Genomic DNA, 13,679 nt, shown 5'->3' with positions numbered 1-13,679 from the left:
TTATCCACATTTTTTCAAAAAAAGCTTGACAAGCATTTTTAAATTCTCCACAGAAAACTTTGTGGATGAAATTTCTTATTTTTTCCAAAAAACTTTTCCACAATGCTTATTTGTTCGACATTAAATCTTTGTAAATTCTAGAAAAAATAAGATGAAAACGTTGTTTTAATAACGTTTTCATCTTATTTCAACTTTAGGGGCTCCTTCACTTTTAGCAAGCAGCCCTTCTGAACTTACGTCTATTTTTTTAGCAACTCGAAAACTTATCCTTGTGGATAAACCGAGATAAAAAGCTTTTTTGTGGTTTTCAACAGAGTTATGCACAAAGTTATCCACAGGGAGTTTTCAGCAATTTTTCGGAGAATATTCGTTGTTTTAATCTGGTGATTTAGCATTTGAATGTCAATCCCTTACTCCTAATTCTTCTTCACTCCACCCTTAGGATCCTAATAAAATTTTAAAGTTTTTCTTCTATTGGTACATCAAATAAAGAGTATGATAAACTATAGGTACTTTCGAAAAATCAGGTGAGGTTATTTATGAAAAATAAAAGTAGGCAGTTTTTAAAAAACAACTGGCCTTATATGTTAGCCAGTTTCTTCATTCCATTTTTAATTATGGCAATTATCTATTTGAGTATTGGGATTTATCCAGGAAGTAGTCGCAGTGTTTTAGCCAGCGATGCCTTTTCTCAATTTTCAAATTTTCACGCAAGCTTTAACAATGTTCTTCATGGAAAACAAAGTCTTTTCTATACGTGGAATGCTTCTTTGGGACTAAACTACTTGTCCTTAATTTCCTATTATCTTGGTGGCTTATTTACGCCGCTCGTCTTTTTCTTTAACAATCAAAACATGCCTGATGCGCTCTATTTCCTAACGTTGTTGAAAATTGGGAGTGCTGGCTTGAGTTTTTGGTTCTTGGCAAAACAAACCTTTAAGATTCCTAAATGGTCCCATGTGACTTTAAGTGTGTCTTATGCGCTAATGTCCTTCATTGTGGCCCATTCAGAATTAATTATGTGGTTGGATGCCTTTATTTATCTGCCACTCGTAATTTTAGGAATTCATCGTTTAATGGACCAACGAAAACCGACATTATTGTTTGTCAGTTATTTCTTGCTTTTCATTACAAATTATTATTTTGGCTTTATGATTGGGTTGTTTTCCTTCCTGTACTATTTTGCACGAACGTTTACAGACTGGCAACGATATAAATCTCGAATCGTTGCGTATTTTACTACTTCTCTTTTAGCTGGTGGAGCATCCATGATTATGGTCTTACCTGCTGTCTTAGATTTACGAACCAATGGTGAAACTCTTTCTGAAATTACAACCTTTAAAACAGAAGCGACTGCCTTTTTAGATATTATTATGAAAAATATGATTGGCGTTTACGATACAACCAAATATGGGTCCATTCCTTTTATTTACATTGGGTTGTTGCCTTTGATTTTTTGTCTCTTCTATTTCGTTACGAAAGAAATTCCATTGAAAAACAAACTACTTTTTGGCAGTTTGTTTGTCCTATTGATTGCTAGCTTTTACATCACGCCCTTAAATTTATTCTGGCACGGTATGCATGCGCCGAACATGTTTCTTTTCCGCTATAGTTTCCTCTTTTCATTCCTAGTTATTTTGCTTGCAGGTTATGGTTGGGAGAAATTTGAAAAGGATGATCTCGGCGTCTTAAGCGGCTTGATTTTGATTCTTTTAGCAATTTTTGCTCTTGCAATGGGCACAAAAGGTGCTACTAGTTATACGTATGTGACTTTAACCTCTTTCGTATTAACAGCAACTTTTTTACTATTATACTTTTTCGGAATTGCTTTTTATCAATTGAAAAAAGCGCCTATGCAATACTTAGTGATTTTGTTATTGCTGCTCGTTTCTGGTGAAGCAATCATTAACACACGGGCGATGGTCACTGGTATTTTAGATGATTGGAACTACGCATCACGTAGTTTGTATTCTGAACCTTATCCTGACTTAAAAAATCTAGTCGATCAAACAAAAAAAGAAAATGATACTTTTTATCGCTTGGAAAATTTAAATGGTGTTTCGGCCAATGACGGCATTAACTATGGCTACAGTGGCATTAGCATGTTTTCTTCCGTACGGAACCGACATTCTTCAACATACCTAAACGCCTTAGGTTTCCGCTCGCGAGGCACGAATTTAAATATTCGTTACCAAAATAATACCTTGTTAATGGATGCTTTGATGGGCATTAAATACAATATTGCTGAAAATAATCCAATGAAATTCGGCTTTGAACGACAAGCTGCTGCTGGTAAATATCAGCTTTATCGTAACGAAAATGCTTTGCCGTTAGGATTTTTAGCAGACAAAGAGATTTACAATGTCCGGCAACCTCTCAATGATAATTTAGGTAGTCAAACAAATTTACTAAATGCTTTAGCCAATACCAATGAACGGTATTTTACCTTTTATCAACCAACGATGACGCTTCAAAATAACGTGACAATTACGCAAAATACAGCTGGCGTAACTTTTACGGAGAAACAACATAACGTAGCCAAAGAGATTTCTTATACAGTCAATGTGCCCGCCAATACGCAAGCTTATTTGAGTTTATTCCCAACAGATTTTGCTCAATTGGAAAGTTCCACTGCGACGGTCACCGTGAATGGCTCGAGTCAGCAATCACAAATTGGCATTACTGGCCAATATTATAATTTAGGCTACTATCCAAAAGATACAACTGTTAACTTCAAAGTAAGTTTTTATGGAACCAAAGCAGTAAGTTTTGTTCAGCCGCAAGTAGTTGGCTTAAATACCAATGCATTTGAAAAAGCCATTTCCGCTGTGCAAGAAAAAGGCGTTGATTTAACCACTGGCAAACGCTCTGCTTCAGGTACCTTTACCGCCGACAAAGATCAAGTACTCGTCACTACAATTCCTTATGACAAAGGTTGGCGTGTCAAAATTGATGGCAAAAAAGTTACCCCAAAAGCCTTTAAAGATGCCTTTCTAAGCGTTCCTGTCAGCGCTGGAACCCATACTATTCAGTTCTCTTATTTACCAGAAGGATTGATTCCTGGCATCGTGTTATTCGTTCTATGTACTGGTGGTTTCGTTGCCTACGTAACCTTGATTCCTGCTAGACGAAACCGTAAAAAAGAAGACAAATAAAAAATCACGCGATGGCTAAGTCATCGCGTGATTTTTTTAAATTTCAGTCATTGCTTCTTCCACAAGCGAAACACTTTGATGTCTTCCTTTCGTAATCAACAAGGAAAGTTGCACAAAAGCAAAGAGTACACTGGTCCGCTTAGGATAAGCAAAATAACGTGGTTGCCAACTAGTGACATATTGTTCTTTGCGCTTGCGTGTATCTTGAAACGCATAAATTTGATAACTATACTTGTAAAAAATATTAACAAAGCGTTCTTTTAAAAAAGAGTACTTGCTCTCCCCTACGTTAGCCAACGGCGCCATCCCAATATCAATTAATTGATAGCCCTGCTGTTGATAGGTTTCAATAAAACGAGTGAACAAATATTCTCTAGTAAAAGCAGGTGCTTCTGAACGAATACGTAACAAATCATACGAAATACTTTTGCCTTTTTCCATTTCTTTTCCCGTAATGAAACCGATGACCGTTTGTTTCTGTCTCACCAAGCCCACACTACTGCATTTCAAGTACTCGGGATCCAACCGTCCACCAATAAAGTAGCGCTCTTTTTGATTCCGTGACCAGTCCGCAGAAACTCGTTCTAACTCTTGATATAAGGCATCACTAATCGTTTCGGGATAAAATTCAAACTGAAAATCCGCTGCTTCTGCTGCTATTTTTTCAGTCACTGTTTCCGTCCAGGCTGTTTGATTCACTGTTGACGGCTCATCAAATTGAATCAAGCCTTCTTCCCCAACTTTCATAAATTCAAAGCCGCAATCGTGAAGATTCATAACATATTCTTCCGAAATACGATAAAAAACTAATTGATAGCCTAACAAATCAGCTTGATCCATAAACGCCAGTGTCGCCGCTGTCCATTTCTCTCGTTGCCCAATCGGATCCGCCAAGACAAAGCATTTATTAAACTTCATTTGAAACCCAAAAAGTACTTGATCTTCGCCTTCTTCTTGGTAATAAAAATGACCATAATCCTTTAAATACAAAAATTGACTGCCTTCGTTGCCACCAAATTTTTCCAAAAAGCGTGTCAACCGCGCTTCCTCAAACCCCTCACCTAAAGTAACAGTTGTTTCGGCTAAATATTGATACAAAAAGAATAAACCAATCAAGGAAATACTTAATCCAATCAATCCGTTAAACCAAACATCATCTGACGGAAACAACAAAAAGTGATTGATAACTTGATTGCCACCAGCTGGTCGTGCGGCGTAATAGCCAGCAACCGCATAACCGATAAACAAGCAGCCAAACAAAATACTATCTACCGTTAAAGCGCCCCATGAATAAACAAACTTTTCACGATAAAATTCTTTACGAGCCAAAATAACCGCCAATAAAATAACAGCATAAACAGCAATTAACTGCCACGAAGTCGTTCGTGCCACCGTATTTACAATACAAAATCCTAGTAAAATAATTGTAGGCCAATAAGCTTTTTTCACTTTCATAGAAATGCCTCGAGCTAAACCTAATAACAAGAATCCTACAAATAAATTCAATGTTTGATCTAAAAAATTAAAAGAAAAGGGAAGTAACACTTGGAATAAACGACTGACATTCGACAAATTCGTCACAGTCGACAATAGAACCATCATAATCCCTGCAAAATATAACGCCGCCACCAAAATAAAATGCGCCACTTTTTGTGAAAATAACCGAGGTAAATTATCAAAAAATTGATTGACTTTCATGCCTGCTTGTTGCAAGAACAAAATAACTCCTGTCATAAAAGGCGTCACATAATAGAACAAACGATAATACAACAACCAGACGACCGCTTGTGATCGATCAATCCCTAATTGTGACAAGCCCAAAATCATTAAGACATCAAACGTTCCCATACCACCAGGAACCATGGTTAACATCCCGATTAACGTAGCGATAACAAACATTGGGTAAACAGAAACCATCGAAACTGGCACCTGCATCAAGCGACCTATCATCAAGAAAGCAAACATCCCACCTAGCCATTGACCTAATGAAGCGCCGAATAATAGGAGCACCGCTTTTGGAAAAAATGTTTTAAACAATGTTCGCCGTTTTAAATACGTGAAAAACCAGAGCGCTGGCGCAATCAGACTGCCCAATAATAACCAAACCCAATATTCACGAAAAACATTTTGAGTTCGAATAAAAAATAAATCAACAAACGCCACAAAAGATAAAATAGATAACCCTGAAATCAAGAACAGAGCAACTTTTGAGACCGTTGCTACAACCTTGCCCCGTGGTACATCTTTTCCGTAAAAATTAATCCGTAGCGTTGCCCCAACCACACCGCCAAAACCCGCTAAGTTATTAATGGTATTGGTGACCCAAGCCGAAGTTAACCAATCCATTCGTTTCATTGGTGGCTTACCTTCTTTTTCCAATAACTTAACGACTACATAGTCATAAAGGAGCATCGGAATAACCCCTAATAGTCCTGCCAAGACCATACCAATTAAACGCCCCGTACTTTGTTGTTCCATCGTGGAAAAAATATCCGCCCAGGTCATGCCTTGAGCGATATGTGTCACTTGGTTAGCCACGAAAACTAATACAGAACCAAGAAAAATTAGTTTCAATAATAAACTGTGTTCTTTCAACCACTGCGTTAGTTGGCTAATATTTTTTTTCATCTTATAGCCTCTTTCATATCTCTTTTCTATTCATTTAACTTTCGTTTTATCGATTTTCTTCCATGGTAGCCTATTTGCTGAAAATTTTCCAGCACGGCTAGACATTTTGGCTGAATCGTATTGTTTTATTGAAAAAAAAGAGTGAGAAAAAAATCTAAGACGATTTTTTCTCACTCTTTTAACTGTATTTTTACGCCACTACTTCTGCGATAATCTCAATCTCCACCAACACATCCATCGGTAATTTAGAGATTTCAATCGTTGTGCGTGCAGGATATTCCGCACTAAAATACTCAGCATAGACTTCATTGAATGCCGTGAAATCCGCCATATTTTGTAAATAGCATGTCGTTTTGACTACATGAGCAAAATCACTACCAGCTTCTGTTAAAATCCCTTGAATATTTTTCAGTACTTGATTGGTTTGTTCTTTAATCGTTGTCCCAACCACCTTGCCTGTTTCAGGATCCAGTGGAATCTGACCAGAAGTAATCAATAAACCATTCACAATTTTTGCTTGTGAATATGGCCCAATTGCTTGTGGTGCTTGCTTTGTTTTAATTGTTTTCATTTCTTTTCCCCCAGTAAATGACAAGTTGTTACTTTTTGTTATTTTATTTGTTTCTATTTTTCCATTGTACTGCAACCCTTTTCGGAATGCTATCTTTTCTCAATTATTCCCAAGCGCTGATGCTGTGCCATCCTTTTGTAAAACAGCTTCAAAACCTTGACGCATCCTTTCAAGTCCCTCGTGTAGTTTTGCTTGCGAACAGCCAATATTTAACCGTAAAAATCGTTGCCCATTACCACCATAAATCGAGCCGTCCATAATGGCGACTTTCCCCACAGAAACTAAAGCCTCTTGTAAGCGGGCCACATCTGGAACTGCCGCTGATACGTCCAACCACATTAAGTAAGTGGCTTCCAGCTCCGTCACTTTAATTTTTGGCAAATATGTCTGTAAAAAATCTTTCACGTAACGTTGGTTCTCCGCTAAATAATCATTCAACTCGTCAACCCAAGTACCACATTTTTGATAGGCCGTCATGGTTGCTAGCATTCCCAAAATACTTGTTGATGATAGACCATCGGCGTTTTTTAATTTGAGCTGAAAAGCGTCACGCAATTCGTTATCTGGAATTAGGGCGTAAGCAAAAATCAGCCCTGGAAAATTAAAGGTTTTCGTGCCACTGGTAATAATGGCAGATTTTTTATAATCAAATTGCGTAATTGGTCGATGAACTTGGCCTTTATTAACGATATCCATATGAATTTCATCAGAAAGTAAAAACACATCATACTGTTGGCACAATGAAACCATTCGCTCTAATTCCCATTGCTCCCAAACACGTCCTGTTGGATTATGCGGGGAACATAAAAGCAAACAGCGATTTTCTGGTTGCGCTAGTTTTTTTTCTAAATCAATAAAATCAATGCTGTAGCGCTTCTCTTGATAAAGCAGTTCATTTGCCACTACTTGCCGCTTATTTTCCTGAATGACTTTAAAAAATGCATCATAGGCAGGTGTTTGTAAAATAATGCCCTCCCCTTCGTTAGTCAATAATTGAATCAAAGCAGAAATACCATAGATAACGGTCGGGGTATACATAATCCAGTGTTCTTCAATCTTCGTCTGGAATCTTGTCTGGTACCACGTTTGAATTGCTTCTTTTAATTGCGGATGGTTCCACCTCGTGTAGCCAAATACTGGATGTTTCAAACGCTCCTGTAATGTTGCCAGAACTGCCTCTGGCACAGCAAAATCCGTATCGGAAATAGTGAAGGGAAGCAAGTCCGCTTCCCCAAATCGGTCTTCTACAAAATCCCACTGTGTACAATACGTTCCTCGTCGATCAATTGCTTTATCAAACGACACACTCTTCACCTTCTGTCTTTTTTCTAACCTAAAATCATCTCTAATTGATTACGGACCGTTGTCACTTTGGTTCCGATAATCACTTGCACATTCTGCGCATCTAAATGCACGACACCTAAAGCCCCTAATTGCTTTAATTTGTCATCATCTACTTTATTAGCATCTGCTAACACTAAACGTAAACGCGTAATGCAATTATCAATAGCTTGAATATTCTCTTGCCCACCCAAAGCCGCTAAAATCCCAGGCGCATCATAGCCACCCGTTTTCTTATATTGAACTTCTTGATCGGTATATTCAGTCTCATCTAAGACCTTGTCTCGTCCAGGTGTTTTTAAATCAAAGGTTACAATGACTGTTTTAAAGACGAAATAATAAACAACAAACCAGATAGCGCCGACAATGAGAACCCACCACCATTTTGTATAAGTTCCTTGTAACAAGCCAAAAATAACAAAGTCCAGTAGCCCGCCATCAGTGTTCCCAATCACAACACCCAATAAAGCCATTACCATGAAACCTAGACCAGTCATAATGACATGAAACAGCCATAATAATGGACTAATAAATAAGAATAAAAATTCAATTGGTTCTGTAATGCCAGTGATAGCCGTAGCAATTACACCCGAAAGGAGTAAGCCTTTAATCTTATGTCGATTCGCCGGAGCTGCAGTATGATACATCGCAAGTGCCGCCGCTGGTAAGCCAAAAATAAAGGTCGGCATTTTCCCTTGTGACAAGAAAGCTGTTGCGCTTGGTGAAATCGGTAAATTATTTTGCAATTCTGCATAGAAAATATTTAACGCACCAAACACTTCTTTGCCAGCCACCACCGCTGAACCCCCTGCTTCAGTAAAACGAATCATGGAAACCAAAATATGATGCAACCCAAACGGTAACAGTAGACGTTCCCCTGAACCAAACAGAAAAGGCCCAAAAATACCAGAACGTTGGATAAGTTGGCCAATCGCCATAATCATTAGCGCGAAAAGTGGCCAAACTAACGGAATTACTAAGCCCACGAAGGCCATCACTAATGAAGTAATAATTGGTACAAACCGTGCGCCAGAAAAAAAGGCAAAACTATCTGGTAGTTGCACCGTATAAAATCGATTATGCAACTTATATACAATAAGCCCAGCGATAATTCCACCAAGAACACCCATTTCAATCGTTTGAATCCCAAAAACCATTCCTTGGCCGGCTTCCCGCAACTGCTCAGGATCCACGAGGCGATTCGTCTGCACTAAGTAGAAATTAATCGCTAAATTCATCACCGTATAGCCTACGAAACCTGAAAACGCAGCAATTCCTTTTTCTTTCCGAACTAACCCCAACGGAATGGCCATTGCAAACATGACAGGTAAATAGGCAAACGCAAAACCACCAATTGTCGACATAAATTGGAAAATAATTTTCACTGCGGGCTTTCCTAAAAACGGGACCGTTTCAATCATGGATTCACTGGAAAAAGAACTTCCTAATCCCAACAAAATCCCCATAAAAGCTAATAAAGCCACTGGCAACATAAACGTTTTGCCTAATCCTTGGAAAAACTCCCAGAAAGTCGCTTTCTTTTTCTTTACTGCCATTTCTTAACTCCTCCATTCATTCTTTACAAAGCTAAAAATGATTGCGTTTACATTCATTGCCCTCATTATAACTAGCCCAAAACAAAGAAAAAAGAGGCTACACTCTTTCTGTATCCCCTTACATCATTTAGTATGGTGTTGCATAAAATTACCGCGGCTGCTTTGCCTCTGCGTACATTAATAAAACCGTATCGAACAAACAAATGACAGCAATTCTTGAACTTAAATCCACGCGCTGATGATAACGTGTCGTCCCTTTGGCAAATAACGTCGTCGTCGTCAATTTTTCCAAGGTGCTTCCTTTAGTCGAAATCAAACTAATCATCGGCACTTGCTGTTCCTGCGCTACACGTGCATACGCTAAAATCCCCTTAGTTTCTCCTGTATAACTGACAAAAATGGCTAAATCCTGTCCGTCCAGATTCTTAACTGCTGCCGCTTGTTCATCCCAATCAGATCGTGCATAGGCTTTTTTTCCTAAAAATGTTAGCTTTCGTGCAAAATCAGTACAAATAGGAAAACTGCCACCAACACCGAACACTTCAATCGTATTCGCACGCTCAATCATTTTAAGCATTTCCGCGACTTTGGCTTCATCCATTTGTTGAAAACTATCTTGCACATTGGCAATCAACTGTTGCGTAATAGCTTGAAAACTACGACTATCGCTTTCTGTGCTCTCGCTCTGCACCGATTGGACGATTGCGTATTTTAATTCTTGGAAGCCTCGATAACCTAAGTGTTTTGCTGTCCGAGAAATAGTGGCTGTTGAGACAAACAACGCCTGCGCCACCTCATAAATGGTTTGTGAACTAATTTCCGTCATATGCGTCAAAATATAATCCAGTACTTGATTTTCAATTTTACTTAAATGATTTCGTTTCTTTTCTAACAAAGCGATTAATCCCTCAGTCGACATCCAATCCCTCACTTTAAATCCTTTTTTATAATTATACACCAGAATATTCTGATTATTTCAATAAGAAAGTCCAAAATAACCAACAGCGGCTCCATCATTCGCCAGAGAAAAAAATCAGCCTTCCGATGGAGGTGTTTGTTGCGCTTTCTTGCTATACTCTGTATATAGAAAACAGGAAAAATTTGGAGGTAGTACGTATGAATAATCAACGACCAATGTTTATAAATATTCTTTTAGTGGTCCTTTTATTTTTAGTTGTCGGTTCACTCTTTAGTGCCGTTGTCGGTATCGTGGGAAGCTTATTGTGGCTAGCAGTAAAAATTTTAGTTCCCGTAGCGATTATCGTGTGGCTTGTTCGAACAATTTCGGGAAATAATGGCAACTGCCACCGTCGTTATTAAAAAAAAACAGGTTTTCCTTTTCGGAAAACCTGTTTTTTTTACTTCTTTTATCTAAAAGCATATACAATATTACTAATACCAAACATCATAAAGTAGAAGCCAACTAAGAAGCTTAAAGTTAGTGCTGAAGACAATGGATTAAATAATAACATTACACCTAAGATAATCCCTAAAACGTCAACAATTAATGTGAACCAGAAGTAACCTGTGCTTACTCGTTTAGCAAAATCTAAAGTAAATAAGCCGAAAATTGAGTCGAATAAAAACCAAATTGCAAAAACAAATGGTAACACAGCGACACCAATATTTAAGTTAAACAATAAGTAAACACCAATTAGGATATCAATAATCCCTAAGATGATTGGTGCATAAGCTTTGTAGCCTAGCAATTCTTTCATACGATTACGTACAAAAATTTCGAAAATCCCTTTAATAATAGCAAAAATCGCAAAAACCATCACAATGGCAATTAAATTACCGGCAGGATTTTGGAAAGAAATTAATGCAGTCAGAACAAATAGAATTCCTAATACTAATGAACCCCAGTCCATTCCATGATGTTGTCGTTGTTCCATGACACTCACTCCTCTATAAAATAATTTATTACACTTATTATGTTACTACTATTTTACAAGGTGTCAAATATTTTCATCGTGCTTTCTGAAAACCATTTCAATGATAACTCCATTAAAAACAACGTATCACTTGATTGTCTCTTTTTTGGTGCACAATTGTGCCTTTTTTGTATAAATAAGTCCCTCGTTTTCCCACAAAAAAACCGCTACTTTTTCATCTAGTTTATAAAAAAGTAACAGTTATAAATTATTTTTTCTTTTTCCCAATCGAGAGAATCCCTCTTTTTATGACATCAAAGAAACTCAAAGATTGGACCATATGATCTGGGTCAACATATTCACGAATAGCTCGTAACACTCGCTTCGGCTCTTTTGAAGCAAACGTATACGTCCCATTTTTCTTGGTTTGAATCGCATAACGAGGAATCCATTTTCCTTTGAACATTACTGAAGCCAACACGTAATCGACTTCTTCCCACGGAATTTGGATAAACTTACGTGGATCTTTGGCATGGTAAAATTCAAACCCGCGGTCACCTATCATAATTTGTCCATAATCTGTTAATCCTGTAAATGCCGTCGCATCTATAACTAAATCAACTTTTGTGTTTAATGATTGTACCATGTTATCTGCTCCATTTCATTCGACTAATTCCTCTTTATTATACGTTTCTTTCCTGATCGAAACAAACAAAATTACATCTTTGTTTAAAAAAGCGGAAGAAAAGTTTCTCGACTTCTCTTCCGCTTTTTTTGATTAGAAGTAATGAACTTACTTCGTCATTCTTATAATAAGCCGATTAAGTGGCCGACTACGCCGACTACGAATAAACCAAGAATGATAACGATTGGGCTAACTTTTTTCTTCAATAACCACATGCATAAGAATGTAAGTAGTAATGGTGCTAGACCTGGAATCAATTGATCTAAGTTATCTTGTAAAGTAGTAACTTTCGTTGGTGAAAGCGCCAAGCCTTGGTTCACTTGTTCAAAGGCTTTATGCATTCCTTCACCGCCAGCAGGAAGTTTATCCCACTCGATATAAGCACCTTTGTCTAACTTAACTTGTGAGACAATTGGTAAGAACTTAATCGATACCCAACGTTGAACTAATGCGGCCAGTACGAACATCCCTAAAATAGAAGCACCTTTTGTAATATCTTGTAGTAAACCACCTGAAAGGTCATCAGTAATTTTAGAACCTGCTTTGTAACCAAACTCTTGTGTATACCACATGAATGACCAACGAATTAAGTTCCAAGCAACGAAGAATAAGATTGGGCCTAAGATGTTACCACCCATTGCTAAGGAAGCACCTAAAGCTCCTAACATTGGACGAACAGTAAACCAGAAAACTGGGTCACCGACACCGGCTAAAGGACCCATCATCCCAACTTTAACCCCTTGAATCGCTACGTCATCAACTGGTGCGCCATTGGCACGTTCTTCTTCCAAAGCTAATGTTACACCAAGAATTGGTGAGGCAATGTATGGGTGTGTATTAAAGAATTCTAAGTGACGTTTTAACGCCGCTGAACGTTCTTCTTTCGTTTTATATAATTTTTTGATTGCTGGAATCATTGAGAATGCCCAGCCGCCGTTTTGCATACGTTCATAGTTCCAAGAACCTTGGATAAATGTTGAACGCCAAGCTACAGCTAAACGATCTTTTTTAGTTAATTGAATTTTTTCTGCCATTTTCTTTGCTCCTCCTTCAGAATTAGTAGTCGTTTAAAATATCGCCTAATGGGTCGCCAGAGTTGCCTCCGCCATTTGAGTTAGAAGAACCGCCCATTTTAGATAAGTTCAAGTAAATAAGAGCTAAAGCGACACCTAAAGCACCTAATGCGATTAATGTTAATTGAGAAATCGCTGCGACTACGAAACCGATAATGAAGAATGGCCATACTTCTTTTGTTGCCATCATGTTGATTACTAATGCATAACCTACGGCAACGACCATACCACCACCGATAGCCATACCATCAGTTAACCAAGCTGGCATTGATTCTAAGAAATTACGAACAGTGTCAGCAGGAATGAATAGTAAAGCACCTGCTGGAATCGCAATACGAATACCTTGTAAACATACAGCGAAAATGTGTAACATTTCAACTTGTTTAATGTTGCCTTTTTCAGCAGCCGCATCCATCATGTGAACGATTGGAACCGCAACTGTCCGAACGATCATTGTTAAGAACAAACCTGCAACCGCTAAAGGAACTGCGATGGCAATCGCTGAAGGAACACCTTTAACACCTTGGCCACCTAAAACTAAAATAATTGCTGAGGCAACAGATGCTAAAGCGGCATCCGGTGCAACGGCAGCCCCGATGTTCGCCCAACCTAACGCGATCATTTGTAAAGTACCACCTAAAACAATTCCGGCTTCTAAATTACCAGTAACTAATCCGATTAATGTACATGCTACTAACGGTTGGTGGAATTGGAACTCATCCAAAATCCCTTCCATACCAGCTAGAAAGGCAACGAGTAAAACTAAAATAATTGATATAACAGACATGATAAGCCT

Annotated in this window: 11 protein-coding genes; 2 read left to right on the top strand and 9 right to left on the bottom strand. The window is 38.1% G+C overall.

Features of this window, described 5'->3' with window-relative positions; genetic code table 11:
- Window positions 1-539 precede the first annotated feature (539 nt).
- Entirely contained in the window at window positions 540-3,155 is a 2,616-nt protein-coding gene (locus IGL36_RS00145; protein ID WP_002370603.1) for a YfhO family protein, read from the top strand.
- 36 nt (window positions 3,156-3,191) lie between these two features.
- Here the strand turns inward: IGL36_RS00145 and mprF are convergent, their stop codons facing one another.
- The 5 genes from mprF to IGL36_RS00120 all read right to left on the bottom strand — a co-directional run bounded on the left by mprF (window position 3,192) and on the right by IGL36_RS00120 (window position 10,170).
- Window positions 3,192-5,783 (bottom strand): bifunctional lysylphosphatidylglycerol flippase/synthetase MprF, encoded by a 2,592-nt coding sequence (mprF, locus tag IGL36_RS00140; RefSeq protein WP_002397714.1) that lies wholly within the window; start codon window positions 5,781-5,783, stop codon window positions 3,192-3,194.
- Window positions 5,784-5,973: 190 nt separating this feature from the next.
- Window positions 5,974-6,354 carry a RidA family protein gene (locus tag IGL36_RS00135; RefSeq protein WP_002356039.1) on the bottom strand — a complete coding sequence of 127 codons (381 nt, stop codon included), beginning with the start codon at window positions 6,352-6,354 and terminating at the stop codon, window positions 5,974-5,976.
- 99 nt (window positions 6,355-6,453) lie between these two features.
- A complete protein-coding gene (locus IGL36_RS00130; protein WP_002397716.1) occupies window positions 6,454-7,668 on the bottom strand; it encodes a MalY/PatB family protein in 1,215 nt (404 codons plus the stop codon).
- 14 nt (window positions 7,669-7,682) lie between these two features.
- On the bottom strand, window positions 7,683-9,251 hold the full coding sequence (malX, locus tag IGL36_RS00125) for a maltose/glucose-specific PTS transporter subunit IIBC (protein WP_002361463.1): 1,569 nt from the start codon (window positions 9,249-9,251) through the stop codon (window positions 7,683-7,685).
- A 148-nt stretch (window positions 9,252-9,399) separates the two neighbouring features.
- Complete coding sequence (locus tag IGL36_RS00120; protein ID WP_010716712.1) at window positions 9,400-10,170, bottom strand: MurR/RpiR family transcriptional regulator; 771 nt, start codon at window positions 10,168-10,170, stop codon at window positions 9,400-9,402.
- 197 nt (window positions 10,171-10,367) lie between these two features.
- Here IGL36_RS00120 and IGL36_RS00115 point away from each other — a divergent pair, with 197 nt between their 5' ends.
- Window positions 10,368-10,571, top strand: coding sequence for a hypothetical protein (locus IGL36_RS00115; protein WP_002383512.1), 204 nt, complete (start codon window positions 10,368-10,370; stop codon window positions 10,569-10,571).
- Between the two features lie 47 nt (window positions 10,572-10,618).
- Here the strand turns inward: IGL36_RS00115 and IGL36_RS00110 are convergent, their stop codons facing one another.
- The 4 genes from IGL36_RS00110 to IGL36_RS00095 form a co-directional block, all read right to left on the bottom strand.
- Entirely contained in the window at window positions 10,619-11,146 is a 528-nt protein-coding gene (locus tag IGL36_RS00110) for an HdeD family acid-resistance protein (RefSeq protein WP_002356034.1), read from the bottom strand.
- Window positions 11,147-11,393: 247 nt separating this feature from the next.
- Window positions 11,394-11,771: a DUF956 family protein gene (locus IGL36_RS00105; RefSeq protein ID WP_002356033.1), complete on the bottom strand. Its 378-nt coding sequence runs from the start codon at window positions 11,769-11,771 to the stop codon at window positions 11,394-11,396.
- 161 nt (window positions 11,772-11,932) lie between these two features.
- Window positions 11,933-12,844, bottom strand: coding sequence for a PTS system mannose/fructose/sorbose family transporter subunit IID (locus tag IGL36_RS00100; RefSeq protein WP_002356032.1), 912 nt, complete (start codon window positions 12,842-12,844; stop codon window positions 11,933-11,935).
- A gap of 22 nt (window positions 12,845-12,866) precedes the next feature.
- Complete coding sequence (locus tag IGL36_RS00095; protein ID WP_002356031.1) at window positions 12,867-13,670, bottom strand: PTS mannose/fructose/sorbose transporter subunit IIC; 804 nt, start codon at window positions 13,668-13,670, stop codon at window positions 12,867-12,869.
- Window positions 13,671-13,679: the final 9 nt, after the last annotated feature.

It is taken from the genome of Enterococcus sp. AZ011 (assembly GCF_050548355.1).
GTDB classification, from domain to species: Bacteria; Bacillota; Bacilli; order Lactobacillales; family Enterococcaceae; genus Enterococcus; species Enterococcus faecalis.
This window is presented reverse-complemented; position numbering and strand designations above follow the sequence as displayed.